Below are 23262 nucleotides of genomic sequence, written 5' to 3' on the forward strand. Positions count from 1 at the left end.
GGCGGCATGTCCCTGGTGCCGCATCTCGCGCGTGAGCTGGCCGCCGGTGGGCCGGCGCAGCAGTTCACCGAGGCCTGGCTGGCGAACCGGCGGCTCTCCGCGCACACCCGCGAGGCGTACCGGCGTGACGTGAACTCGTGGCTGGCGTGGTGCGCCGAACGGCAGGTCGATCCGCTGACGGCGAACTTCCTGGACGTCAACGCGTACGCGAGAGGTCTGGAGGCCCGGCCCCTCGCGGCCGCGACCGTCGCCCGCAAACTGTCCGGCGTCTCCAGCTGGTACGACTTCCTGGTCAAACTCCAGGCGGTCGCCGCCAATCCGGTGGGCGGCGCCGACCGCCCGTACGTCTCCCGCGACCACTCCTCGACCATCGGCCTGACCCCCGCCGAGGTCGACGCCCTGCTCGCCGCCGCCCAGCAGGCCACCGGCCCCGCCGCGGTACGCCACCGCGCCGTCCTGGCCTTCCTCGCCGACCTGGGCCTGCGTGTCGGTGAGGTGGTCAGCCTGGATCTCGCCGACCTGGGCTGGGAGCGGGGCCACCGGACCGTGCGGTTCGTCGGCAAGGGCGGCAAACCGCGCCGCCGCGCGCTGACCCCCGGTGCCGGCGACGCCCTCGACGAGTACCTGCGGATCCGCGGTGCCGCCGACGGCCCGCTGTTCGTCACCGCGAGTGGTTCCCGCGTCGACCGGCACGCGGTGTTCCGGCTGGTCCGCAGGCTGGCGAAGGACGCCGGCATCAACGCCGCCGATCAGCTGTCGCCGCACTCGCTGCGGCACGCGTTCGCGACCACGGCCCGCGCCGAGGGGGTGCCCCTCGAAGACGTGCAGGACGCGATGGGCCACGCCGACCCGCGCACCACCCGCCGCTACGACCGTGACCGGCACAACCTGGATCGTGACCCGGCGTACACGATCGCGGCGGCCCGTGCCCGGCGTAACCCGGCGTGATTCGCACCCCTATGCTTCCAAGCTGCACTAGGGGAAAGCGGGCACAGTGGCTGCGGAAATGAATATCGTCGAAGCGGTGATCCTCGGTGCGGTCGAGGGCATCACCGAGTTCCTGCCGGTGTCCAGCACCGGTCACCTGACCATCCTGGAGAAGCTGTTCGGGCACACGATCGACGACCCGGACATCACCGCCTTCACGGTGATCATCCAGTCGGGTGCGGTGCTCGCCACCATCCTGTTCCTGCGCAAGGACATCGCGCGGGTGGTGCCGGCGTTCTTCCGCGGGCTGTTCGACAAGCAGGCCCGCGAGCACGCCGATTTCCGGTTCGGCTGGGCGGTGCTGCTGGGCTCCATCCCGATCGTGATCGCGGCGCTGCTGTTCAAGGATCAGATCGAGACGACGCTGCGCAGCCTCTGGTTCGTCGCCGGTGCGCTGATCCTGTGGAGCGGTGTGATGGCTTTCGCCGACCACGCCGCCACCCAGGTCCGCAACGAGAAGGACGTGACCTGGAAGGACACCCTGATCATCGGTACGGTCCAATGCATGGCGCTGATACCGGGCATCTCCCGCTCGGGCGCGACCATGTCGGCCGGCCTGCTGCGTGACCTCGATCGGGTGACGGTCACGAAGCTGTCGTTCTTCCTGTCCATCCCCGCGCTGACCGGCGCCTCGGTGCTGCAGGGCATCAGCGAGGCCGACCGCATCGCGAACGGTGTCGGCTGGACCAACACGATCGTGGCGACCGTGGTCAGTTTCGTGGTCGCCTACGCGTCGGTCACCTGGCTGCTGAAGTACGTCTCGAAGCACTCCTACAGCATCTTCATCTTCTACCGGCTGGCGCTCGGCTCGCTGCTGCTGGTCCTGCTCGTCACGAACACCATCGAACCGAAATGACCCAGCCGGAATGAGACGGCCGGAATGACACCGCAGGAAAGAGCGCTCGCCCACGTGCGGGCGCTCTTTCCGTCCCCGGGTGGTCCGGCCCTGCCCGCCCCCGTCACGATCAACTTTCACCCGGACCGGCTGGTGCCGGACGGCCGCACCGTCGCCGAGTGCCTGGCCGCCGAGGGCGTCTACCGCAGCCAGTTCGAGACCGGCATCTCCAACGGCGGCCTCAACGATCACCTCGGCGGTGCCCGCGAGCGCTGGGAGCAGCGGATGTTCGGCGGCGCCTACGCGGGCCCGTCCGGCCGGCCGCTCTACGGCGCGCTGAATCTGGCCGGCCATCCCGACGGCGCCGCCCCGCGGTTCGGTTCCTGTCACCTGGTTCTCGAGCCGGCGGTGTCGGCGCGGACCACTTTCAGTCACGGCGACAGCGTCACCGAACCGTCGATCATGGGTACGGCGGGCACGTTCGGTGCGCTCTGGGACGCACTTCTCGACGAGGTAGCCCGTACCGGATCAGCCCTTGCCCTTGCCGCCGACTCGCCGCAGGAATGGATCGAAGCCCTCGCCGCACGCTCCTCCGCCGGGCTGTCTCCGGCCTGCGGCCGCGCCATCGACTGGTACGTCGAAGCCCAGATCCACGGCGGAGTCACCCTGAGCGAGGACGTCGCGGCCGTCGTCGCCGATCCTTCATTCCGGGGTACGCCTACCGAAGCCGCCCTTTCCGCCATCGGCGTCCCGGTCCGCTGGCACCCCGGGTTCGCCCTGCCGGCCGCACGCTTCCCGGTGATCCTTCGCGGTCCGGAGGTCCCGGCGCTGGCCCTGTTCGTCGCCGCCCGCTACGACCGCCGCGTCCTGGACGCCGAGGTGATCGGCCGGGCCGCCCGGTCGGTGGTCCGCTCCCCGCGCGAGTGGGGCCGCGTTCGGTCCGCCCGCCGAGGTCCTCCAGCTGGTCAAGTACCTGTGGCACATCCTGGTCCTGCTCGGCTGACCGCCGGGTGCGACCCAGCTCACATCGCAGGCTGTCACGTTCCGGTGGGCGCGGGTGTCTTAGAGGGGCGTATCCATCGACCATGACAGGGAGATCACCATGGACGCACGGCTGAACCTCTTCGCCGACCCGGTCGTCAGCAAGGCCGTCAAGCACGTCTCCGCGGCGGGCCGGGTGCTCGCCGAGTCGTCGATCCCGATGGCGACGCAGGAGCTGGTCCGGTTGCGCGCCAGCCAGATCAACGGGTGCGGGTTCTGCACCGACATGCACACCAAGGAGGCCACCGCCGCCGGCGAGACCCCGGTTCGGCTCAACCTGGTGGCGACCTGGCGGGAGGCGACGGTCTTCACCGACGCCGAGCGGGCCGCCCTGGAGCTGGCCGAACAGGGCACCCGGATCGCCGACGCGGCCGGTGGCGTCAGCGACGAGGTGTGGGCGAACGCCCGCAAGCACTACGACGACGGGCAGCTGGCCGCGCTGGTGGCCGGGATCGCCCTGATCAACGCGTTCAACCGGCTGAACGTGATCGTGCAGCAGCCCGCCGGCGACTACCACGTGGGCATGTTCGGCTGATCGGTTCGCGGCGAGGCCGGGACGGGTTCCGTTCGGGCACGGGTGCGGTCGGTTCCGTTCGGGCACGGGTGCGGTCGGTTCGGTTCGGTTCGGTTCGGTGAGGGAGAACAGTGATGGACGAGATGACCACGACGGCGTACCGGCCGTTGCTGTTCTCCATCGCCTACGGGATGACCGGTTCCGTGGGCGACGCCGAGGACATCGTGCAGGACGCGTTCCTCGGTGCGGCGCGGGCGCAGCGGGCGGGCACCGCGATCACCGATCCGAAGGCCTACCTGACGACGTCTGTCACCCGGCTGGGCATCAACCATCTGCGCTCGGCCCGGGTGCGCCGGGAGACCTACGTGGGGAACTGGCTGCCCGAACCGGTGGTCGTCCCCGCCGGTACGCCCGGGCCCGCGGAGCACGCCGAGCTGGCCGACTCGCTGTCGATGGCGTTCCTCGTGCTGCTGGAGAACCTGTCGCCGGTGGAGCGGGCGGTGTTCATGCTGCACGAGGTGTTCGGTTACAGCCACGCCGAGGTCGCCGCGGTCGTCGGCAAGACCGAGGTAAACTGCCGGCAGATCTTCGCGCGCGCCCGGCAGCGCATCGCGGCCCGGCAGCGGGCGGCGTCGTCGGCGCGGCGTTCCGAGGCTGTGGAGCTGGCCGGCCGGTTCTTCGACGCGGTCACCGGCGGGGATCTGGACGCGCTGCTCGGCGTCCTCGCCCCCGACGTGGTGTCCTACGGCGACGGGGGCGGCAAGGCACCCGCGCTCGCGACGCCGCTGGCCGGGCCCCGGGCGGTCGGCGAGTTCCTGATCGGCCTGTTCCACCGGGTCGGCGAACAGGGTTACTTCCTGCGGCCGGCCCGGGTCAACGGCGCGCCGGGTGCCGTGCTCCACGACGCCGGCGGGCAGGTGGTGAGCGTGCTCGAGCTCGACATCGCCGACGGCCTGATCCGCGCGATCCACGGCGTCGTCAACCCGGACAAGCTCGGCCACGTCAGCCCGGCCCGGTAGCTTCAGCGACGTCAGTCGGGCCCGCTAGCTTCAGCTCGCGAGGGTCAGGGTCTGTCGTGCCCCTTCCCGCAAAGGGATGGCGGGACGGCCCAGAACGGTCCGGACGTCGTCGCGAGCGGGACCGCGGAACGGGAAGTATCTAGCTACCCTCCACCTCATGACCGCTATCTCCGTCATGCTCGCGGTGCCGGACGCCGCAGCAGCCTCCGCTTGGTACCAGCGGGCCCTGGGTGCCACTGAGCTGTGGAACCTCGGCTCGGTCATCGGCCTGGAAATACAAGGGGCGCCGTTCTTCGTCGCGGAGCCCGCGATGAACGGCTGGGAAAGCCCGGCGGTGCTCGGTAGCACCACCGCACGGATTGAGGTGTTCGTTGATGAGCCCGACGCCGTGGTCGGTCGCGCCGCCGAGGCGGGAGCGAATTACCTCGATCCGGTGCGCGACCACTCGGCTCCGTGGGGCACCCATCGCCAAGGCGGCTTTTTCGATCCATACGGTCATCTCTGGCTCGTGGGCGACAAATCACCGCTCGAACGTCATCGGTAGTCGTTTCTGACGCTGGAACCACGTCGATCTCGAGTGGCCGGGCGCCGTGTCAGACCGGCCCACCGTCACGAGCCGTAGGGATGCAGCGGCACGCCCGCCACCAGCGCCGCCACCAGGCGCTCGCCCTGCGGCCACGGCCCGAACCCGGTCTTGGAGTCGAGGTGCCCGACCGGGCCGGCGTCGACGATCTCGGCGCCCCAGTCGCGGGCGTTGGCCTCGGCCGCCTCGAACGTCGAGTGCGGGTCGTTGCGGCTGCCCACGACGACCGTGCGGAACGGCAGCGGCGCCCACGGCGTCTCCAGCCGGCCGCTCACGTCCGGCGGGGTGACCTGAAGCGCGGCCCGCACCAGGGCGGCGTGCGGCTCGTGCCCGTGTTTCTCGGCCCAGAAGGCGACGGTCAGGCAGCCGGCGCTGTGCGCGACGAGCACGGCTGGTTCGTCGCTTGCCCGCAGCGCCTCGTCGAGTGCCGCCACCCGCTCCTCCGGCACATAGGGCGGACCGGGTGGCTCCGGCGCCCACGCATAGCGGGGCCCTCGCGGGTCCCGCTGCGACTGCCGGAACCACTGCCACGACCAGTGCCCGTCGAACGCCTTGCCACGCCCGGGGACGAGCAGAACCCGGGTCACCGCACTCGCCTCAACCATGGTCGTCAACATAAACCGGCCGTGTGACAAAACCCGGGCTGAGACGTTTGACGGCGGTGGATCTGGGAACGCGCGCCGGGTGAACAGACGAGAACCACCGTGAAGCGGCTCCGGTCGTGGCCCGCCGACCCGGAGCGGGCGAGCGAGAGCCTGCGCGCCGAGCTGGGCCCGGCCTGGTGCGTGTCCTACGCCGGTAACAACGGCCATTTCCGGGCGGTGCGCGGCCGGCCGACGGGCTCTTCCAGCGTGGAGGCGACCGACCCGGCGGCTCTGTTCGCCGCGATCGAGGCCTACTTCGATTTCGAGCCGGACAGGGGTACCCCCGAGCCGAGTGAAACTCCGCCACTATGGACGCATGGCTGAAGATCTGTGGGCGGTCGCCGACCTGGTGACCCCGATGGCGATCCGGGTCGCGGCGACGCTGCGGCTGGCCGATCACATCGACGCCGGAAGAAAGAGCGACACCGGAACAGCGAGCGTCGACGATCTGGCCACAGCGACGGGCACCGATCCGGACGCGCTGCGCCGGCTGATGGACCACCTCGTCACCGCGGGGGTGCTGACGCCCGGGTGGGAGCTGACCGCCCTCGGTGAGCAGCTGCGCGACGACCACCCCGGCCGGGCCCGCGCCTGGCTGGACATGGACGGCGCCGTCGGGCACGCCGAGCTGAGCTTCGTCGAGCTGCTGCACTCGGTGCGCACCGGTGAGCCCGCGTTCCCGCGCCGCTACGGCGTGCCCTACTGGGACGACCTGGCCGCCCACCCCGGCCGTTCGGCGTCGTTCGACGCGTTGATGGGCTCACGCCTGACCGCTGACGCACCGGCGATCGCCGGAGGCTACCCGTGGGGCGCGCTGGGCCATGTCGTCGACGTGGGCGGTGGCAGCGGCGACCTGCTGATCGCGATCCTGAGCGCCCACGCGGGGCTGCGCGGCACCGTCGTGGACCTGCCCGGCCCGGTGGCCCGCGCCGAACAGGCCTTCGCCGCGGCGGGGCTGGGCGAGCGGGCCGGTGTGCGGGCGGGCAGCTTCTTCGACCCGCTGCCCGCCGGCGCCGGCGGCTACATCCTCTCCGGAGTCGTCCATGACTGGGACGACGAGCGGGCCACCACCATTCTGCGACGCTGCGCCGAGGCCTCCGGCACGGCGACGGCGGGCGGTGAGAGCCCGGACGGCGGGAAGGTGCTGGTGGTGGACACGTTCGGGATCGAGCACACCGCCGGCGACCTGCGGATGCTCTGCTACGTCGGTGGCCGGGAGCGAACCCTCGACGAGCTGACCGAGCTGGCCGCAACAGCGGGCCTGCGGTGCTGCTCGACCCGGCCGGCCGGGTCGCGGCTGATCGTCGAGTTCACCGCCGATCCTCCAGGGCCGCTCTGACCAGGGCCAGAGCCTGATCCGTGGCTATCCCGAGGGATCGGGTCGTTTCCGCGTACGCCATCGCAGCCTGCTGCGCCCGCACAGAAGTGCCGGCGGCACGGGCCGTGACCACCGTCCCGGCCCGGCCCCGGGTCTCCACCAGACCGGCCTGCTCGAGTTCCCGGTAGGCGCGGGCGACGGTGTTCACGGCCAGGCCCAGGTCGCCGGCGAGCTGACGGACCGGCGGCAGTTTCGTGCCGGCCGCCAGCCGCCCGCCCGCGGCGAGTTCCGCGATGCGGGTGCGGACCTGCTCGTAGGGTGGGACGGCCGAGGCCGGGTCGATGGTGATGTCCATCAGATCAGTCTGGGCGGCTGGTTGCCCGCGGCGATGATGGCCCGCCGCAGCGGCACCAGAGCGAGCAGGACGCCACCGATGAGGAAGAACACCATCAGCGAGATGATGCCGAGCCGGTAGCTGTTGGTGAGCTGGAAGATCAGGCCGAAGAAGAGTGGGCCGAGCCAGCTGGTGCCCTTGTCGCTGATCTCGTAGAAGCCGTAGTACTCGCCCTCCTTGCCCTCGGGGATGAGCTGGGAGAACAGGCTGCGGCTCAGGGCCTGGCTGCCGCCCATGACCAGGCCGATGCCGGCGCCGAGCAGCATGAACGGCAGCGGTTCGCCCTCGGGCAGCCAGTAGGCGGCGGTGACCACGCCGAGCCACAGGGTCAGGGCCAGCAGGATGGTCTTGCGGGCGCCGATCCGGTTGGCGAGGGCGCCGAGCAGCAGCGCACCGCCGAACGCGAGGAACTGCACGATCAGAATGGTGATGATCAGGGTGCCCTGCTCGAGTTTGAGTTCCTCGGTGCCGAACTGGCTGGCCAGGGCGATGACGGTCTGGATGCCGTCGTTGTAGATCAGGTAGGCGCCGAGAAAGGCCAAGGTCAGGGGGTACGCCCGCATCGCCTTGATCGTGTGGGCGAGCTCCTTGAACCCGTCGGTGAGCACGTTGCCCCGCTTGGTCTTCTCGGCGAGGGCGAGCGCACCGGGGCGGTCGCGCAGCCAGAGCAGCGGCAGCAGGGTGAACGCCGCCCACCACACGCCGGCCGACACGATCGACCAGCGGGCGATGTCGAGGGTGCGCTGCGGGTTGCCCTCCTCGCTGAGCGACATGACGGCGACCAGGTTGAGCAGCAGCAGGACACCGCCGCCGAGGTAGCCGATGGCCCAGCCGCGGCTGGAGATCTTGTCGCGTTCGTCGGGGCCGGCCAGCGACGGCAGGAACGAGTTGTAGACGACGATCGCGGCGCCGAAGGCGATGTTGGCGATCAGGAAGAGCAGGCCGCCGAGCAGGTAGCGGTCGCCGGTGACGAACGCCATGCAGATGGTGGCGGTGGCGCCGGTGAACGCGGCTCCGGCGAGCAGCGGCTTCTTGCGGGGTGCCCGGTCGGCGATGGCGCCCATCACCGGCAGCACGAACACGGTCAGGAACACCGACAGCGACACCAGGTAGGCGAAGTAGGAGCCGGCGGCGACGGTGATGCCGAACGGGCGGACCACGCCGTCGCAGTCGTCGGCGTCGATCGCGCAGCCGGCCGCGAGTTCGGTGACCGTGGTGAGGAACGGCCCGAGGAAGACCGTGATGACCGTGGTGGAGAACGCCGAGTTGGCCCAGTCGTAGAAATACCAGCCGGTGCGTTCACGCCGTCCGGCGGGAACGGAGGTGGGGGTGCCGGTCACGGCCATCTGTCGCGCTCCATGGTTGTGTGAGGTGCGCGCACATGATGCCACCCGGAGCCATAAATGTGGAGACGCTGATCACTGTTCACCGGGCGTCCACCACCGCGCCAGGGCGCTGGTGGCCGGGTCCTCGTCGGCGGCGAGTGCGGCCCACGGGTCGGCGCCGGCCGGCAGGTCCACACCGGCGTACGCGGCGAGCTCCCCCGGGTTCACCTGCTCCTCGACCGGCGTGAATCCGTCGGCGTCGGCCACACCCAGGGTGCCGGTGTCGATCCAGGGGAAACCGTCGACGGGTTCGGGCAGGTCACCGACGTCGAGGGTGGGCGGGAACACCACGTCGTCCTCGAAGGTGGAGTCCGGGACGTCGGCGACCTCCGGGTCGGCCCAGTCGGGCAGTTCGGGTTCCTCCGGTGCCTCCCAGTGCTCGCTGCCGAGGACGTCGTGCTCCGGCTCCGGGAGGTCGTGATGGTCGATGTCCGGGACGTCGTCCGGCAGGTCGAAGTCGTCGTCCCAGTGGTGGTCGGTCATCGCGAGAGCCTTTCCCGGTCGTCGTCGATCGGTGTGGGGGTCAGGGCACGGGCTCGCAGCAGGGCCTCGTCGGCCTGCCGCAGCCGGGTGGCGGCGGTGTCGTGCTCGGTCTGTGCGGCGGCCCGGCGCCGGGCCCGGCCGGCGGCGTCCTCGGCGATGGCGGCGTCGATCTCGGCGATGTGGGCGTCGAGTTCGCGCAGCCGGCGTTCGATGGCGTCGTCGAGGGCGACCGACAGCGCGTACTGCAGGTCGGTGAACCGGGTGCTGATCTCGTCGGTCAGGGCGGCGCGCGCTTCGGCGAGCACGTCACGCAGCCAGGTCTGCGCCTGCCGGCGGTCGCTGTGCACCCGCCGGCGGTACAGCACGTACCCGCCGGCGGCCAGGCCCAGCCCGATGCCGGCGAACGGGATGAGCAGCGAGCCGGCCACACCCATGGCGGACATGCCCAGGACCGCGCCGCGGCCGGCGACCAGGGCGATGCCACCGGCGGACAGGGCGATCAGCATGTTGTCGCCGGAGCCGTTGCGCGGTGACCCGGCGGCCAGGGCGTGCCGCAGGGTGGCGCTGAGCCGGCTGAGGGTGGCGGCGAGCCGTTCGGCGTCGAACGCCTCGGCGAGCACCCGGGCGGCGATCTCGTGGTAGGTGGTCTCCAGCCGCTGGGACAGGTCGGCGGCGACGGCCTGCAGGTGGGTGTCGACCAGGTCGGGCAGGGCGGCCAGGTCCTCGCCGCGGGCCTTGTCGATGCGGTCGGCCAGCTCGTGCTGCACCTCGCCGACACGGGTACGCAGGTAGCCGACGGTCTCGACCCGGGACCGCTGGATCTCGGTGCCCAGCCGCAGGGTCCACTGCCGCGACTCGGTGCGCTTGCGGCCGGCCAGGGCGGCGCGCTCGGCGCGGGCCTCGGCCTGTTTGCGCGGGTCGGCGGCGGCCGCCTGGACCCGGGTCTCGGCGGCCAGGCGCAGCCGGTCCAGGTCGGTCCGGGCGGCGCGCAGCACGTTGGCCAGTTGCAGCTGGTGGCCGCGCCCCGCGAGCTCGACCAGGGCGTGCTGCAGCCCGGCGATGCGGGATTCGCCGGTGAGCGCGTCGCGGGTGTCGTCCGGCGCGGCGAGCGCGAGTTCGGCCAGCCGGGCGGAGACCGGGAACCAGGGTGCCGCGGCGAACCGCGGGGCGTGCGCCTGCAGCAGGGCCCGGTTGTCCTCGGCGATGCCCCGCCACTGCGGATAGGCGTCGATCTTGGTGAGGGCGAAGACGACGGCGTCGACCCGCTCGGCGGCGGCCGACAGGAAGTCGAGTTCGGGCTGGGACAGCGGGGCGGACGCGTCGGCGACGAACAGCAGGGCGGTGGCCCGGCGGACCGCGTCCAGCGCGATCGTCGCGTGCGCCGGGTCGAGCCCGCCGACGCCGGGGGTGTCGAGCAGGCTGAGGTAGCGCAGCAGCGGCGCCGGGTGGGTGACCTCGATGCGGCGGGCCCGCTGCCGGCCGGTGGCCCAGCCGGCCAGGTCGTCGACGTCGACCGGTTCGCCGCCGCCGGGCAGCCAGGCCCGGGCGGTGAACTGGTCGCCGGGCACGAAACTCAGGTAGGCCGCGGTGGCGACGGCCGCGTCCACCGGTGACAGGCCGGGCACCCCGAGCAGGGCGTTGACCAGCGAGCTCTTGCCACGTTTGGTCTCGCCGACGACGACCACGCCGGGCCGGGTCAGGTGGGCGCGGCGCAGCTCGGCCAGGTCGGCGGCCGCGTCCGGGTCGGCGGTACGCAGGTAGGACAGCGTGTCGCGGACCGCGGAGTCCAGTTGAACAGTCAGGTCGCTGATGACGCCACCTCCCTGGAGAGCAGGTGGAAGCCGCGATGAGCGACCTGGGCGATACGCGCCTGCGCCGGGCCCGCGCCGTCGACCGCGTACGCCCGCCAGCGTCCCGCCGCGCTGATCGCGGCCGCGGCCAGCTCACCCGGGCCGGCCTCGGGCAGCCGCAGGATCCAGCGGGCGTCGTCGGAGGTGGCCAGCCGGATCAGCTCCTGTTCCCAGTCGGCGGGCAGCGGCACCGAGCCGCCGGCGGCACGCTGCGCGGCGTCGAGCAGCCGCAGCCGGTGGTAGGCCGGGTCGCGCAGGGCCGCTTCCAGGGCGTCGCGGATGGTGGCGCGGGCCTTCGGGTCGGCCGTGTAGCCGGCCAGGCGCTCGAGCCGGGTCAGCGCCCAGCCGGCCTTGATCGCGTCGGAACGCCAGCGGAACGTCTGGTCCACCGTGTCGCGCAGCCGGGCGAAACCGGACGCGGCGTGCAGCCGCCGCACCAGCTCACCGGTGCCCAGTTTCGGGTCGGCGGCCAGCTGCGCGCAGGCGAAGCCGATGCCGTACAGGTCGAGGCGGGTGAGCAGCCGGTCGCGCTGGTCGGCACCGACCGGCGCGGCGCGGGTCCGGAACAGGTCGGCGGAGACCAGCAGCAGGGTCAATTCCGCGGCCTCCAGGGTGGCCAGCCGGGCGAGCGCGTCGCGGTCGGCGCCGGTGAGACGTCCCGCTTCGGCGGTCTCGGCCAGCAGGCCTGCCACCGGCACGACATCACCGACGGTACGGGCGAGCAGCGCCGCCTGCTGGACAGCCAGGGGCCCGGCGACGGGCCACGGGTCGTCCGCGCCGCCGGTCAGGGTGTCCACCTTGCCGAGGACTCCGATCGCGTTGATCGGGCTGGTCGCCATCCGGGCCGACGCCGCGTGGAACGCCTCCAGGGCCCGCAGGTCGTCGGCGCGCACCGCCTGGGTGAACACGTAGATCACGGCCTCGGCGGCGGCGACCTCGCCGGCCGAGTCGGGGTCGATACCGACCGCCTCCTCGGCGCGGGCGCTGCCGGCCACGTCGGTCGAGGCCAGCCCGGGGGTGTCCACCACGGTCAGGTCACGCAGCCGGTCGCTGGTCAGGGTGACATCCACATACGCGATCCGGGCGGCGGGCACACCGAGCCGGCCCGGGACCATGCCGTCGTCGTCGAGCGGGAGGCTGCGCCGCTCACCGTCGCGGGTCACCACGTGGATGCAGTCGGCGGCCCCGTACCGGAAGCGGGTCACCACCCGGGTGCACTCGCCGGCGGCGGTGGGGGCGACGCGGCGGCCGATCAGGGCGTTGACTAGTGTCGACTTTCCGGCTTTCAGGCGGCCCGCGATCGCTACGCGTAGTGGGTCTGAGAGACGGTCACCGATCTGTTGTACCTGGCCACCAGCATCGGGGGAGATCTTCGTGACGATCTCGTGACAGAGAGTCGCGACGCCGGTGGTGAGTGGCCCGGTCACCACGACTCGTCAGTGCAGCACAATGTCGGCGACAATGTGCGTACCGCGGCTGTCGTCGTCACGAGGGGGGCCTTTCCGTCGCAGCAGTGGCAGGACCATCACCTGCCGCAGCACAGCCTACGGATGCCGGGGTCGTGACGGGGATCCCGAGTTCGTGCCAGTGAGGGGGGAGCGCAGGTGGCGGACGAGCCGGAGGTGGCCGCCCGCGATGCGCTGCGCCAGGGGCCCGCGCTCGTCGTGCTGACCGGCCCGCCCGGATGCGGGCGCAGCACGCTGCTGCGCAGGATCGCCGGATCGGTGCCCGGCCCCGCGTACATCGGTGGTGGCCTGGCGATGCTGTCGGCCGTGCCGGCCCTCGCCCTGTCCCGGGCGGTGCGGGCCCGGCTGCCCGCCGACGACGTGCACCTTCTCGCCGAGGCGGTCCGGTCCCGGGTCCGCGGTGGCCTGCTGGTCATCGACGACCTCCAGCACGTGGACGCCGCCACCGTCGCGGCGCTGCCGCACATCGCCCGCACGTGCCGGGTGCTGGTCGCCGTGCGTACCCCGCACCGCCTGCCCGGCGACGCCTTCGCCGGCCTGCGCGCCGCCGCCACCGCCTGGCTGCCGGTGCCGCCCCTGGACCCGGTGTCGGCCGCCGTACTGGCCCGGCAGACCGCGGCCCGCCTCGACGACGCCTCGGCCGCGGCGGTCGTCGCCCGCGCCGGCGGCAACCCCCTGGCGATCATCGCGCTGGCCCGGCAGGCCGCGGCCGGCCGCGCTCCCGTCGGTGAGGACATCGACCAGGTGGCGTACGCGATAGCCGCCGCCCTCGCCGACCTGCCCCGGCCCGCCCGGACCGCCCTGGCGGCGCTCGGACTGCTCGGCCGCCCGGCACCGCCCGCCCTGCTCGGCACCGGCGCCGCCGACCTGCTCGCCAGCGGCCTGGTCACGGCGGAGGCGACCGGTGCGCTGCTGCCGGTGTCGGCCTACGTCGCCGAGACGGCGGCCGGCCTGCTCGACCCGGCCGCCCGGACCGACCTGCACCTGCGGCTCGCCGAGCTGACCCCCGCCGCGGAGGCAGCCCGGCACCTGGCGGCGGCCGGGGACACCGCCGGGGCGTACCGCAAAGCTCTCACCGCGGCCGACCGCCTGGCCGGCGCCGAACGTGCCGCCCTGCTGCTGTTCGCCTGCGCCCTGGACGTGCCTGCCGACCCTCGCGTGCGGCTCGCCGCCGCCGACGCGGCCCTGGCGGCGGGCCGGCCCGATGACGCGGCCGAGGTGTTGCGCCCCCTCGCGGTGACCGTCACGTCCGCGGCCTCGCCTCCCGCCGACGCGCCACTCGATTCCGCCGCGCCGCTGCTCGTTTCCGCCGCGCCGCTCGCGCTGGAGGCGGCGGTGCTGCGCGGTGAGGCGTTGCTGCAGGCCGGTGACGCGGCGGCGGCCCGGGAATCGGTGCGGCTCGTCCCGGACGCCGCGGCTGCCGCTGTGGTCGCGGCACGAGACCGGGTGCTGCTGCTGGCCGCGCTGGCGATCGAGCCGATGTCGGCGCGGGACCTGGCCGACAAGATCGCGGTACGGCATCCGGAGCCGTCGGCCGGAATCGCGGCGGCGCTCGCGGCGGTGCGGGCGGCTCATCGCCTGCCGGGCTGGGACACCGGGCTGGCGCAGGCGTCCGAGCCGGGCGGCGATCCGCTGGTGACCCGGTGGAGTGCGTGGCTGCTGGTGGAGCACCTCGCCGCGGACGGGCGGCTCGTCGATTCGGCGCGGGCGGCCACGCGGGCGGCGCAGAGCAGCGGGGAGGCCCTCGCGTACGGGTGGCAGACCCGGTTCCTGGCGGCTGCCGACTGGGCCCTGGCCCTGCACGGGCACCACCTGGGGCTGCCCGCGACCGCCCCGCCCGGCGCTGTCCCTGCCGATGCCCCCGCTGCCGGCGTCTCTGCTTCCGACGTCCCTGCCTTCGAGCTGTCTGACCCTCTCGCCGGGCCTGACTTCGGTGCGCTCATCCCGTCCGCTGCTCCGTCTGCTGCTCCGGCCGCGGCACCCGCCGACCTTCCGTGGGACGGCGCGGAAGGCGTCCTGCGCCGGGCGGCCAACCTCACCGACCGGGCGCTTCCTGCCGAGGCCCGTGCCTACGCGACAGCCGCCACCGCCCTGATCGAGGCCGACACCGGGCTGCTCGCCGCGGCCCGCGCCCGGCTCGGCACTTCACCCGCACACCCGGCCCCGGCCTGGGTGGCCCGTGAGGCCGCCTGGCTCGACGGCCAGCCGGACCGGGCGGTCCACGACCCGCACGCCACCGGGACCGGCCTGCTCGCCGGCCTGCACGCGATCACCGCACAGTGGGCGGGCCACGACCTCGGCACACCGGGAACCTCCGCCGTGCCGGTCGGCCTGCCCGGCGCCGCCCGGCGGACCCTGACCGCCTGGGCGGTCGGCTCCGGTTTCACCGCGGCGGCCGACGGCTGGCAGACCGTGGCGCTGCGCGAGCAGGTCAGGTGCCTGATCGCGGCCGGGCTGACCGAACCCGACCGGGACCGCGCCATCGCCGCTCTGCTGCACGCCGAACAACTCGCCGACCGGGCCGGGCTCGCCGTGCTGGCCGGCCGGGCCCGCAGGGGGCTGCGCCGGCACCAGATCCACCGCGATACTCGTAGCCCGCGCTCCGGTGGCCGGCTCACCCAGCGGGAGACCGACGTGCTGCGGCTGGTCGCGGCCGGCGAGCCGACCCGCCGGATCGCCGGGCAGCTGGGTATCTCGGCCGAGACCGTCGACACGCACATCCGGGCGAGCATGCGCAAGCTCGGCGCCCGTACGCGTACCGAGGCCGCCGCCCTGGCCTTCGCCCCCGAACCCTTCGACAACAGCGAGGATGGCCGGTGATCAAACAGCCCGACGCTCCACGCCATGTGGTCGCCACCTCAGCCGATGCCGAGACGGTCCTGCGCCGCCTGGCCCGGGAAGGCTGGACGCCGCGTGCCGGGTTCGCCCTGCCCGACCCGTCCTGGGACGTGGGCGTCGCCCGCCTCCTGCTGCACGGCCGGATCGCCGACGACGACACCGAAACCGTGCAGCTCGCGGTCCTGGCCGCGGCCCGCGGCGCCGGTGTGGTGGCGATCTGCGACACCGAATCACCGGCCGGGCGCGCCCTCGTCGACGACCTCAGCCGCCTCGGCCCGGTCAACAGCGGCCTCGACGGCACCGAAGCCGTCGCCAACCTCATCCCCGAACAGCGTGCCCTGCTCGACCGCCTCGCCGCCGGCGACACCATCGCCGCGGCGGCCGCCGCCGAATTCCTCTCCCTGCGCACCGCCAACCGCCGTATCGCCGAGGCCCGGGCCATGTTCGGCGTCCGCACCACCCGCGAAGCCGTACTCGCCTACCTGCGCCAGCGCCAGCGCCAGCCCGAATAGCCAACCCCGCGTCGCCTGGGCGAGATCCTGCAACTGCCGGTAGGGCCGCCGGTGGATCAGCGCTGTATCGGCCGTTCGGTTGCCCGTGGCCGATGATCGGCTATTTCCATGTGCGTGGGCCTGTTCACGGCGGCTACGAAGTACGGGTGACCAACGAGGTAACCGTTCCCCTGCTGCCCTGCGCGTCCATCGACGACATCGTCGCCTTTTACCAGGTGCTCGGTTTCCACACCACCTACCAGCAGCGCAAACCCTATGCGTGCGCGGGATTGCAGCGTGAAGATCTGAATCTGCAATTCTTCGAGATCGCGGGGTTCGATCCGGCGGATTCCTACGGTTCGTGCATCGTGCTGACCTCCGACACGGGACAGATGTACCGGGCTTTCGCGGCGGGAATGCGCGCCGCGTACGGCAAGGTGCTGGTCTCCGGAACGCCGCGGATGACCCGGCCCCGGGCGCGGAAGAATGTCGACGGGATGAGCGGCTTCAGCGTCATCGATCCCGGCGGCAACTGGATCCGCTTCTTCCAGAACACCCCGGCTGCCCCGGCTGCCCCGGCGCCGGCCGGACGGCTGGGCAAGGCGATGGCGAACGCCGTCGTGCAGGCCGACTCCCGAGGGGACGCCCGGCAGGCGGCTCGGATTCTTGACAGTGCGCTGGCCCGTCCCGAGGCAGATGACGACCCGGTCGCGGTGGTGGAGGTGCTCGTCTACCGCGCTGAGGTGGCGATGGTCCTGAACGATCCGGCCACGGCGGCCGAGATGCTGGCCCGGGTCGGCCGGGTCGTTCTGAGCGCGGACGAAGCCACCCGGGCTGCTGCCGCGTTCGAGGCCGCTACCGACCTTTCGGCAGCGCTGTCCTAGGTGCGGCACCGTGCCCCGGCCAAGATCTTGAGCCGGGGCACGGCGGCCACGCCCAGGCCATGGTGAGGTGGGGCGACGGGCGGGGAGCTCAGGGCTGGGCGAGGAAGGTTTCGAGGGCTTCGACGACGAGGGCGTGGTCGTCGGCCTGGGGGAGGCCGGAGACCGTGATGACGGCGACGACGCCGGCGCCCGTCACCCGTACCGGAAAGGCTCCTCCGTGGGCGGCGTAGAGGGCCGGGTCGACGCCCACATCCGGCCCGAGGGTCTTGCCGCCCGCGGCCAGGCGGCGGCCCACCAGGTAGGAGGACGCGGCGAAGCGGTTCACGACGCGGACCTTGCGGGTGATCCAGGCGTCGTTGTCGGCGGTGGCGCCGGGCAGGGCGGCGTGGAACAGCTGCTGCTCGCCGCGGCGGATGTCGATGGCGACCGGTAGTTGCCGCCCGGTGGCCAGGCCGACGAGGAGGCTGCCGACTGCCCAGGCGTCGGTCTCGTCGAAGCGGGAGAAGACCAGGCGGTTTTCCTGTTCCTCGATGGTGGCGATCAGCTTCTGCAGTTCCTCGCTCATGCCGTCATTGTGGCGGGTCGCGCCGACGCCGGTGCGGCCACCCGGCATCCGAAGATCACCGGACCGGAACGTCCCTGACCCGCAGTGCCGGCGGGCTGGGTGGGGGAGCAGCGGTCCGGATGGGGGTCAGGACTCCTGCCACTGGAGGTAGCCGAGGCGGGCGATCAGGGCCAGCACCACGACCAGCAGAACGATACGGACGAACCCGGCCCCTCGGCTCAGCGCCATCCGGGCGCCGATCAGGGCGCCGGCCACGTTGCAGACGGCCATGCCGGCGCCGAGCAGCCAGGCGACGTGGCCGGTGGCGGCGAAGACGACCAGGGCGCCCAGGTTGGTGGCGGTGTTGACGATCTTCGCCATGGCGGAGCCGTGCACGAAGTCGGCGCCGACGATCGTGGTGAACGCCAGGACCAGGAACGTGCCGGTGCCGGGACCGATGAGTCCGTCGTAGGCGGCGATCAGGCCACCCGTCACGGCCACCGCGATGCCGCGCCGCCACGGTGTGCGCTTCTCCATGTGCTCGGCGAGGCCCATCTGCGGGCGTACGGTCACGAACACCGCCACCGCCACCAGCACCCCGATGATCACCGGCCGGTACGCGTTCGCCGGAATGCCCCCCGCCAGCGCCGCACCGCAGCCGGAGCAGACGAGTGCCAGCGCCGCCGCCGGCCCCGCCACCCCCCAGTCGATCTTCGTGCGCCGGGCGTACGCCACCGCCGCCGTGCTCGTACCGCAGATCGCCGCGAGCTTGTTGGTGCCCAGCGCGGTCGCCGGGTGCAGCTGCGGCGCGGCCAGCAGCAGAGCGGGCAGCAGCAGCAACCCGCCGCCGCCGACCACCGCGTCCACCCAGCCGGCCGCGGCCGCCGCCACCAGCAGCGTGACGATCACCGGCGGCCCCGGGCCTTCTGCAGCCAGGCACCGAGCGACGCCCCGATGATCAGGAGTGTCAGGACGCAACACAACGCCTTGAAGAACATTCACTCTCCCCGTTGGCTATGGTCGGCCCTGTGCGCCTGGCCACCTTCAATATGCTGCACGGCAGATCCCTGTCCGACGGCACCGTACACGCCGGCCGGATCGCCGCCGCGATCGCCGACCTCGACGCCGACGTGCTGGGCCTGCAGGAGGTGGATCGCGCCCAGCCGCGCAGCGACCTGCTGGATCTGACCGTTCTCGCCGCGGACGCTCTCGGCGCCAAGTCTCATCGGTTCGCCGCCGCGGTGGTGGGTACTCCGGGTCACACCTGGCAGCCGTGGCACTCCGGTGCCGACATCGCCCATCCGCAGTACGGCATCGCGCTCGTCAGCCGCTACCCGGTGCAGCGCTGGCAGATCACCCAGTTGCCGGCCTCGCCGATGCGCTCACCGGTGTACGTGCCCGACGGCGGCCTGCTGCTGCTGCGTGACGAGCCGCGGGTGCTGCTGGCGGCGGTGGTGGAGACTCCGCACGGACTGTTGACGGTGGCCACGACACATTTGTCCTTCGTACCGGGATGGAATGTCCGGCAGTTGCGCCACGCCGTGCGTGCGTTGCGCGCCCTGCCCGCGCCCCGCGTCCTGCTCGGTGATCTCAACATGCCGGCCGGGCCGGTCCGCGCCTTCACCGGGTGGCGGCCTCTCGCGAGGGCCGCCACGTTCCCCAGCCCGGCGCCGAAGACGCAGCTGGACCACGTCGTGGCGGATCCGCGCGGTGCGGGCGGGCTGGGCCGGGTGGTGCAGGTGCGCACGCCGCGGGTGGGCGTCTCCGATCATCGCCCGCTCGTCGTACGCCTGGACCGCTAACCAGCCGCGCGCAGGTACACGTCCTCCAGGCCGTCCTCCTGGTCCCACTGCTCGCCGATCTTCTTGAACCCGAACCCGGCGATCGTCGCCCGCGACGCCACGTTGTCCGGCCGGATGCTGGCCCGCACCGCCGTCACCGCCGGATCCGCGTCGGCCCGGCGCAGCAGTTCGGCGAGCATCGCCCTGGCGTGGCCGCGCCGCCGGTGGGCCGGATCCACCGAGTAGGCCACCTCGACGATCCCGTCGTCGTCCGGCGGCCCGTGGAACCCGCCGTGCCCGACGACGATCCCCTCCGGTTCGGTGATCGCGGCGCGGGCGATCCAGTCAGCGGCGGCCGGGTTGCGGCCGATGTCCTCCAGGCGGATGTCCCACAGCCATTTCTCCTCGACCAGGTACGGGGTGAGCGGGTGCCCGGCGAGAGCACTGGCGCCCTCCAGGTCGCCGGCGACCAGCGCCGCGAGGGTGGCGGGGGAGAGCTTCAGGAAACGGATCGACGACATCCCGGCATGATCACACAACGTGGTGATCCACAGCACCAAACAGTTGTGCACAACTTAATTGGGTACTACCTTTTCATCCATGCGAGACAGCACCGCGCTGGACGACATGATCTGTTTTCAGCTCTATGCGGCCAGCCGCGGCATGACCGCCCTCTACCGGCAGCTGCTCGACCCGCACCACCTCACCTACCCGCAATACCTGGTGCTCCGCATCCTCTGGCACGACGGCCCCACTACCGTCCGTGACCTCGGCCGCACCCTCGAGCTCGACAGCGGCACCCTCTCGCCCCTGCTCAAACGCCTCGAAACACAGGGCCACCTCCGCCGCGAACGCGGCGCCCACGACGAACGCGTCGTCTGGATCCACCTCACCGAGGCCGGCACCGCCCTGCGCGAGCAGATCGGCGACCTCACCCAGCGCCTCGTCTGCGCCACCGGGCTCACCCTCGACGAGCTCACCCAACTGCACCACCTGCTGAGCCGCGCCCGCGGCAAAACCACCGTTCCCCAGGGAGAAACCCACACATGACCGCCCTCTACACCGCCTCCGCCACCGCCACCGGAGACGGCCGCAACGGCCACGTCCGCTCCAGCGACGGCGTCCTCGACTTCGACCTCGCCGTCCCCCAGGAGATGGGCGGCCCCGGCGGCGCCCTCACCAACCCCGAGCAGCTGTTCGCCGCCGGATACGCCGCCTGCTTCCACAGCGCCCTCAAGCGCGTCGCCAGCGCCCAGAAGCTCACCCTCACCGACACCGCGCTGACCGTCGATGTCGGCATCGGCCCGCTGGCCACCGGCGGCTTCGGCCTCTCCGTCACCATCGAAGCGGAACTGCCCGGCCTCGACGAGGCAGCCGCCAAGGCACTCCTGGACGCGGCACACCAGCTCTGCCCCTACTCCAACGCCACCCGCGGCAACGTCGACGTGCAGATCAACCTGGCCTGAAACAGCCGTTCTGGCGGCGGTCCTCCTAGGCAAGCTCGCGCAGAACCCGATTCGTCCGGTTCGCCTGGACCGCCGCCCGCTGCTGCTCCGCCGTCACATCGATATAACTCTGCGACGTCGCCAGCGACGCATGCCCCAGCAACCGCATGATCTCCGACGCGTTCGCACCGTCCTCCGCCAGCCGCGTCGCGAACGTGTGCCGCAACGCGTGCAACTGCGCACCCCGCGGCACCCGATCACCGATACCCGCCCGCCGGTAACACGCCCGCACTAGATACTGCAGGCCACCACGCTGCAACGGCTCACCCCGCCGATCAACCAGCAGGGGAGCGGCCGGCTGAACCCGCCCGAACCGCACCCGCCGCGAATCCAGATAACGCCCCACCGCCGCATCCAGCCCACCATCGATCGGCACCGTGCGCGGCCGCCCACCCTTACCGGCCACCTCCACCCGCCGCTCACCGTCACGCCCCGACACCGAACCCACCCGCAACGCCAGCATCTCCGACAGCCGCAGACCCGCACACAACGCCAGCGCCAGCACCAGCAGATCCCGCTCCGGCCACGGATCCCGCTGCCGCTCATCCGCCGTGCTCACCGTGCGTAACAACATCTCCGGCGTGTCCTCACCCCGCAACGGCTTGGGGGAGAGGGCCGTCTGCCGCGGCTTGGCCACCGCCGGCATCGGGTTACCCGCCACCACACCTTCGGTGACCAGGAAAGTGAAGAACGCGTTCCAGGACGACCAGGCACGGGAGACCGAGGCGGGGGCGCGGTCGGCGGCAAACCGCGCAAAGGCACCGCGCAAGACGCGAGGGGATAGGTCACTCACCGTCACCGGGGCGGGTTCGACCGATTGCAACACCAGATGCAGATCGCGACGGTACGCAGAAAGCGTGTGCGCCGAGGGCTTCCTGGTGGCACGGGCCGCCAGGAATTCGTCGATCAACTCAGCTACCGAAGCATGCTGCATAAGGACTATTATGCAGCATTTATCGTGATTCGTGCTGGTCGGCGGCTCGTTGATCTGCTGCCGCGATGAATCTTGGCGCCGAAACCGCCCACATCGTTGCTCTGCGTTGGGGGTGCTCTGAGTCCGTTGCTCTGAGTCCGTTGCTCTGCGTTCGTTGCCTGAGGGAGAGGGAAGCCTCCCAGCGCATCAAGATCGCCGTGTGAGGCAGTCAGAGCGGCGTGCCGCCTGGCTTCCCAGTGTTGTCTCCAGCCGGCTGAGGCAGCACTGGAAGCCAGCCGGACCCGCGACAACAGGCCCACCGCCACGGAGCCGCCCGTGCGCAGGGTGCGATGTTGCGGGTTGGCGGGGGTCGCGGAACCCTCTCAGGGAGGCCCTCTCAGAGGTTGGTTGACATAATGCTCATTATCGACCTGGCAAATTTACTGAGCGAGGAGCAGTTCCAGGCCTACGACGGGGACGACGCTTTCGGCCTTCGCGGCCAGATCCGGGTCGACGGTCATCAAGGCGTCGGCCTGCAACCGGGCCACCGCCAAGTACTCCGCGTCGCGCAGGGTCTCCCAGTCGTGCTCGCGGGCGATCCGCCACGCCGTACCGCGCGACACCCGATCACCGAGCAGCCGCATCTTCGTCTCGGTGATGCGCTCGTGCACCGCCAAAGCCGCGCGTTCGGTCCGCTCCCCCCGCCTGACCTCGTCGAGGAGCAGTTGAAGGGCCTCGGAGCGGATGCTGTTCGGCGCCACGAGCTGGTGGGCGGGGTCGATCGGAAGCTCGTTGTCGATCAGGTGCAGCAGTGTCGGTGCGTCGATGACGTAGCGCGCCATGCCGATCAGCGTATCCACATTGGTGCGCCGCTCCCCTGCGGACTGAGTTGATCAGCTGAGGGAGCCGCCGGTGGCGGTGCGCCCCGGGAGCGTACCGATGAAGTTGATGGTGATTTTGTCGTGCAGGTGGGAGCCAAGGACCGTGGCGACCGCGCCGGTGACCTCTTTGGCGAGGCGTTCGACGGCGCCGGGGCGGGTGAAGGCTTCCTCCTTGATGCCGAAGGTGATGGTGGGTGCGGGTGTTTCGGCTGTTACTCCCCCGATGCCCCAGCGTCCGGCCGGCACGCCGACGAGGTGGACGACGGCGATCGGGCGTGCCCAGTCGCCGTAGACGGTGGTGATCGCGTCGGTGAGGCTGGCGATCAGTTTCTCCTCGCGGCCGGTGAGGTCGGTTTCGGCGGCGTGGAGGGTCAGGTGCGGCACTAGAATCTCCCGGAACGGTTTTGACTACAAAGTCTTTGCTAGCAAAGCTAATCCGGAGGTGGGTGCAGTGTCAACGGAGGCCGCGGTCCGGGAGCTGCTGCTGGTGATGCCGCGCCTGGTCGGCCGGGTGAAGCGGATCCCCCCGCCGGAGCAGCTGCGCGGTCTGGATCTGGCTCCCCGGCACCTGTCACTGTTCTCGCTGCTGCTGCTGGACGGCCCGATGACGGTGTCCGAGCTGGCCGCGAAGCTGGGTGTCGCCCCGACCACGGTGAGCCTGATCGTGGGCGACCTGACCCGTAAGGGCGTCCTGGTGCGGCGCGAGGACGAGGCGGACCGGCGGCGGCGCATCATCGACATCAGTGCGGACAGCAGGCCGGCGATCTCGCAGTGGCTCTCCCCCGGTGCCCATGCCTGGCGGCACGCCCTGGATCCGCTCACCGCCGAGCAGCAGCGGGCGTTCATCGACACGTTGCTGCGCTATGAGCAGTACTTCGCCGCGGACGGGTGATGCCTTGACCGGGC

General features: G+C 71.9%; 27 protein-coding genes. 15 read left to right on the plus strand and 12 right to left on the minus strand.

Annotation, left to right across the window (positions count from 1 at the left end; genetic code table 11):
- Nucleotides 1-6 precede the first annotated feature (6 nt).
- From ACFQV6_RS31020 to ACFQV6_RS31045, 6 genes are all read left to right on the plus strand, one after another.
- Complete coding sequence (locus ACFQV6_RS31020) at nucleotides 7-948, plus strand: tyrosine-type recombinase/integrase (RefSeq protein ID WP_378031176.1); 942 nt, start codon at nucleotides 7-9, stop codon at nucleotides 946-948.
- A 58-nt stretch (nucleotides 949-1006) separates the two neighbouring features.
- On the plus strand, nucleotides 1007-1843 hold the full coding sequence (locus ACFQV6_RS31025; protein WP_378031177.1) for an undecaprenyl-diphosphate phosphatase: 837 nt from the start codon (nucleotides 1007-1009) through the stop codon (nucleotides 1841-1843).
- A gap of 24 nt (nucleotides 1844-1867) precedes the next feature.
- Nucleotides 1868-2911 (plus strand): DUF3626 domain-containing protein, encoded by a 1044-nt coding sequence (locus ACFQV6_RS31030; RefSeq protein WP_378031178.1) that lies wholly within the window; start codon nucleotides 1868-1870, stop codon nucleotides 2909-2911.
- Nucleotides 2912-2924: 13 nt separating this feature from the next.
- On the plus strand, nucleotides 2925-3398 hold the full coding sequence (locus ACFQV6_RS31035; protein WP_378031179.1) for a carboxymuconolactone decarboxylase family protein: 474 nt from the start codon (nucleotides 2925-2927) through the stop codon (nucleotides 3396-3398).
- A 113-nt stretch (nucleotides 3399-3511) separates the two neighbouring features.
- Nucleotides 3512-4396 carry an RNA polymerase sigma-70 factor gene (locus tag ACFQV6_RS31040; protein ID WP_378031180.1) on the plus strand — a complete coding sequence of 295 codons (885 nt, stop codon included), beginning with the start codon at nucleotides 3512-3514 and terminating at the stop codon, nucleotides 4394-4396.
- Nucleotides 4397-4553: 157 nt separating this feature from the next.
- Nucleotides 4554-4940: a VOC family protein gene (locus tag ACFQV6_RS31045; RefSeq protein ID WP_378031181.1), complete on the plus strand. Its 387-nt coding sequence runs from the start codon at nucleotides 4554-4556 to the stop codon at nucleotides 4938-4940.
- Nucleotides 4941-5005: 65 nt separating this feature from the next.
- Here ACFQV6_RS31045 and ACFQV6_RS31050 read toward each other — a convergent pair whose 3' ends face one another.
- Nucleotides 5006-5584 (minus strand): RBBP9/YdeN family alpha/beta hydrolase, encoded by a 579-nt coding sequence (locus ACFQV6_RS31050; RefSeq protein WP_378031182.1) that lies wholly within the window; start codon nucleotides 5582-5584, stop codon nucleotides 5006-5008.
- 99 nt (nucleotides 5585-5683) lie between these two features.
- On the opposite strand from ACFQV6_RS31050, the gene ACFQV6_RS31055 reads away from it, so the two are divergent.
- Nucleotides 5684-5947: a hypothetical protein gene (locus tag ACFQV6_RS31055; protein WP_378031183.1), complete on the plus strand. Its 264-nt coding sequence runs from the start codon at nucleotides 5684-5686 to the stop codon at nucleotides 5945-5947.
- Complete coding sequence (locus ACFQV6_RS31060; RefSeq protein WP_378031184.1) at nucleotides 5940-6962, plus strand: methyltransferase; 1023 nt, start codon at nucleotides 5940-5942, stop codon at nucleotides 6960-6962. Before ACFQV6_RS31055 ends, ACFQV6_RS31060 begins: the two co-directional genes overlap by 8 nt.
- Here ACFQV6_RS31060 and ACFQV6_RS31065 read toward each other — a convergent pair.
- From ACFQV6_RS31065 to ACFQV6_RS31085, 5 genes are all read right to left on the minus strand, one after another.
- On the minus strand, nucleotides 6934-7296 hold the full coding sequence (locus ACFQV6_RS31065) for a GntR family transcriptional regulator (RefSeq protein WP_378031185.1): 363 nt from the start codon (nucleotides 7294-7296) through the stop codon (nucleotides 6934-6936). The two genes, ACFQV6_RS31060 and ACFQV6_RS31065, sit on opposite strands and share 29 nt — an antisense overlap.
- Nucleotides 7296-8681, minus strand: coding sequence for an MFS transporter (locus tag ACFQV6_RS31070; protein ID WP_378031186.1), 1386 nt, complete (start codon nucleotides 8679-8681; stop codon nucleotides 7296-7298). Before ACFQV6_RS31070 ends, ACFQV6_RS31065 begins: the two co-directional genes overlap by 1 nt.
- 72 nt (nucleotides 8682-8753) lie before the next feature.
- On the minus strand, nucleotides 8754-9203 hold the full coding sequence (locus tag ACFQV6_RS31075; protein ID WP_378031187.1) for a hypothetical protein: 450 nt from the start codon (nucleotides 9201-9203) through the stop codon (nucleotides 8754-8756).
- A complete protein-coding gene (locus tag ACFQV6_RS31080; RefSeq protein ID WP_378031188.1) occupies nucleotides 9200-10888 on the minus strand; it encodes a dynamin family protein in 1689 nt (562 codons plus the stop codon). Before ACFQV6_RS31080 ends, ACFQV6_RS31075 begins: the two co-directional genes overlap by 4 nt.
- Nucleotides 10889-11001: 113 nt before the next feature.
- Nucleotides 11002-12480: a dynamin family protein gene (locus tag ACFQV6_RS31085; RefSeq protein ID WP_378031189.1), complete on the minus strand. Its 1479-nt coding sequence runs from the start codon at nucleotides 12478-12480 to the stop codon at nucleotides 11002-11004.
- Between the two features lie 177 nt (nucleotides 12481-12657).
- Here ACFQV6_RS31085 and ACFQV6_RS31090 point away from each other — a divergent pair, with 177 nt between their 5' ends.
- From ACFQV6_RS31090 to ACFQV6_RS31100, 3 genes are all read left to right on the plus strand, one after another.
- Nucleotides 12658-15339 carry a LuxR C-terminal-related transcriptional regulator gene (locus ACFQV6_RS31090; protein ID WP_378031190.1) on the plus strand — a complete coding sequence of 894 codons (2682 nt, stop codon included), beginning with the start codon at nucleotides 12658-12660 and terminating at the stop codon, nucleotides 15337-15339.
- The gene (locus ACFQV6_RS31095) at nucleotides 15336-15869 is read left to right on the plus strand and encodes a LuxR family transcriptional regulator (RefSeq protein WP_378031191.1); all 534 of its coding nucleotides are present in this window, start codon (nucleotides 15336-15338) and stop codon (nucleotides 15867-15869) included. Before ACFQV6_RS31090 ends, ACFQV6_RS31095 begins: the two co-directional genes overlap by 4 nt.
- A gap of 146 nt (nucleotides 15870-16015) precedes the next feature.
- Nucleotides 16016-16732: a VOC family protein gene (locus ACFQV6_RS31100; protein WP_378031192.1), complete on the plus strand. Its 717-nt coding sequence runs from the start codon at nucleotides 16016-16018 to the stop codon at nucleotides 16730-16732.
- Nucleotides 16733-16820: 88 nt separating this feature from the next.
- On the opposite strand, the gene ACFQV6_RS31105 is transcribed toward ACFQV6_RS31100, so the two are convergent.
- Nucleotides 16821-17297 carry a heme-degrading domain-containing protein gene (locus ACFQV6_RS31105; RefSeq protein ID WP_378031193.1) on the minus strand — a complete coding sequence of 159 codons (477 nt, stop codon included), beginning with the start codon at nucleotides 17295-17297 and terminating at the stop codon, nucleotides 16821-16823.
- 126 nt (nucleotides 17298-17423) lie between these two features.
- Entirely contained in the window at nucleotides 17424-18185 is a 762-nt protein-coding gene (locus ACFQV6_RS31110) for a sulfite exporter TauE/SafE family protein (RefSeq protein WP_378031194.1), read from the minus strand.
- 119 nt (nucleotides 18186-18304) lie between these two features.
- Here ACFQV6_RS31110 and ACFQV6_RS31115 point away from each other — a divergent pair, with 119 nt between their 5' ends.
- Complete coding sequence (locus tag ACFQV6_RS31115) at nucleotides 18305-19078, plus strand: endonuclease/exonuclease/phosphatase family protein (protein WP_378031195.1); 774 nt, start codon at nucleotides 18305-18307, stop codon at nucleotides 19076-19078.
- Here the strand turns inward: ACFQV6_RS31115 and ACFQV6_RS31120 are convergent.
- Nucleotides 19075-19578, minus strand: a complete 504-nt coding sequence (locus ACFQV6_RS31120; RefSeq protein WP_378031196.1) for a GNAT family N-acetyltransferase — start codon at nucleotides 19576-19578, stop codon at nucleotides 19075-19077. The two genes, ACFQV6_RS31115 and ACFQV6_RS31120, sit on opposite strands and share 4 nt — an antisense overlap.
- Nucleotides 19579-19657: 79 nt before the next feature.
- Between ACFQV6_RS31120 and ACFQV6_RS31125 the strand changes: the two genes are divergently transcribed.
- Entirely contained in the window at nucleotides 19658-20107 is a 450-nt protein-coding gene (locus ACFQV6_RS31125; protein WP_378031197.1) for a MarR family winged helix-turn-helix transcriptional regulator, read from the plus strand.
- Nucleotides 20104-20523, plus strand: a complete 420-nt coding sequence (locus ACFQV6_RS31130) for an organic hydroperoxide resistance protein (protein WP_378031198.1) — start codon at nucleotides 20104-20106, stop codon at nucleotides 20521-20523. Before ACFQV6_RS31125 ends, ACFQV6_RS31130 begins: the two co-directional genes overlap by 4 nt.
- Before the next feature lie 25 nt (nucleotides 20524-20548).
- Here ACFQV6_RS31130 and ACFQV6_RS31135 read toward each other — a convergent pair whose 3' ends face one another.
- The 3 genes from ACFQV6_RS31135 to ACFQV6_RS31145 all read right to left on the minus strand — a co-directional run bounded on the left by ACFQV6_RS31135 (nucleotide 20549) and on the right by ACFQV6_RS31145 (nucleotide 22740).
- The gene (locus ACFQV6_RS31135; protein ID WP_378031199.1) at nucleotides 20549-21496 is read right to left on the minus strand and encodes a tyrosine-type recombinase/integrase; all 948 of its coding nucleotides are present in this window, start codon (nucleotides 21494-21496) and stop codon (nucleotides 20549-20551) included.
- A gap of 419 nt (nucleotides 21497-21915) precedes the next feature.
- Complete coding sequence (locus ACFQV6_RS31140) at nucleotides 21916-22317, minus strand: type II toxin-antitoxin system VapC family toxin (protein WP_378031200.1); 402 nt, start codon at nucleotides 22315-22317, stop codon at nucleotides 21916-21918.
- Nucleotides 22318-22368: 51 nt separating this feature from the next.
- Nucleotides 22369-22740, minus strand: coding sequence for a 4-oxalocrotonate tautomerase family protein (locus ACFQV6_RS31145; RefSeq protein WP_378031201.1), 372 nt, complete (start codon nucleotides 22738-22740; stop codon nucleotides 22369-22371).
- 67 nt (nucleotides 22741-22807) lie between these two features.
- Between ACFQV6_RS31145 and ACFQV6_RS31150 the strand changes: the two genes are divergently transcribed.
- On the plus strand, nucleotides 22808-23248 hold the full coding sequence (locus ACFQV6_RS31150) for a MarR family transcriptional regulator (RefSeq protein WP_378031202.1): 441 nt from the start codon (nucleotides 22808-22810) through the stop codon (nucleotides 23246-23248).
- Nucleotides 23249-23262: the final 14 nt, after the last annotated feature.

It is taken from the genome of Actinoplanes sp. GCM10030250 (assembly GCF_042666575.1).
In the GTDB taxonomy this organism is placed as follows: Bacteria; Actinomycetota; Actinomycetes; order Mycobacteriales; family Micromonosporaceae; genus Actinoplanes.

Excerpts from the sequence above, each read along its gene's own strand:
- ACFQV6_RS31020 (WP_378031176.1), top strand. The coding sequence starts at position 7 with ATGTCCCTGGTGCCGCATCTCGCGCGTGAGCTGGCCGCCGGTGGGCCG.
- ACFQV6_RS31025 (WP_378031177.1), top strand. The coding sequence starts at position 1,007 with ATGAATATCGTCGAAGCGGTGATCCTCGGTGCGGTCGAGGGCATCACC.
- ACFQV6_RS31030 (WP_378031178.1), top strand. The coding sequence starts at position 1,868 with ATGACACCGCAGGAAAGAGCGCTCGCCCACGTGCGGGCGCTCTTTCCG.
- ACFQV6_RS31035 (WP_378031179.1), top strand. The coding sequence starts at position 2,925 with ATGGACGCACGGCTGAACCTCTTCGCCGACCCGGTCGTCAGCAAGGCC.
- ACFQV6_RS31040 (WP_378031180.1), top strand. The coding sequence starts at position 3,512 with ATGGACGAGATGACCACGACGGCGTACCGGCCGTTGCTGTTCTCCATC.
- ACFQV6_RS31045 (WP_378031181.1), top strand. The coding sequence starts at position 4,554 with ATGACCGCTATCTCCGTCATGCTCGCGGTGCCGGACGCCGCAGCAGCC.
- ACFQV6_RS31050 (WP_378031182.1), bottom strand. The coding sequence starts at position 5,584 with ATGGTTGAGGCGAGTGCGGTGACCCGGGTTCTGCTCGTCCCCGGGCGT.
- ACFQV6_RS31060 (WP_378031184.1), top strand. The coding sequence starts at position 5,940 with ATGGCTGAAGATCTGTGGGCGGTCGCCGACCTGGTGACCCCGATGGCG.
- ACFQV6_RS31065 (WP_378031185.1), bottom strand. The coding sequence starts at position 7,296 with ATGGACATCACCATCGACCCGGCCTCGGCCGTCCCACCCTACGAGCAG.
- ACFQV6_RS31070 (WP_378031186.1), bottom strand. The coding sequence starts at position 8,681 with ATGGCCGTGACCGGCACCCCCACCTCCGTTCCCGCCGGACGGCGTGAA.
- ACFQV6_RS31075 (WP_378031187.1), bottom strand. The coding sequence starts at position 9,203 with ATGACCGACCACCACTGGGACGACGACTTCGACCTGCCGGACGACGTC.
- ACFQV6_RS31105 (WP_378031193.1), bottom strand. The coding sequence starts at position 17,297 with ATGAGCGAGGAACTGCAGAAGCTGATCGCCACCATCGAGGAACAGGAA.
- ACFQV6_RS31120 (WP_378031196.1), bottom strand. The coding sequence starts at position 19,578 with ATGTCGTCGATCCGTTTCCTGAAGCTCTCCCCCGCCACCCTCGCGGCG.
- ACFQV6_RS31125 (WP_378031197.1), top strand. The coding sequence starts at position 19,658 with ATGCGAGACAGCACCGCGCTGGACGACATGATCTGTTTTCAGCTCTAT.
- ACFQV6_RS31130 (WP_378031198.1), top strand. The coding sequence starts at position 20,104 with ATGACCGCCCTCTACACCGCCTCCGCCACCGCCACCGGAGACGGCCGC.
- ACFQV6_RS31135 (WP_378031199.1), bottom strand. The coding sequence starts at position 21,496 with ATGCAGCATGCTTCGGTAGCTGAGTTGATCGACGAATTCCTGGCGGCC.
- ACFQV6_RS31140 (WP_378031200.1), bottom strand. The coding sequence starts at position 22,317 with ATGGCGCGCTACGTCATCGACGCACCGACACTGCTGCACCTGATCGAC.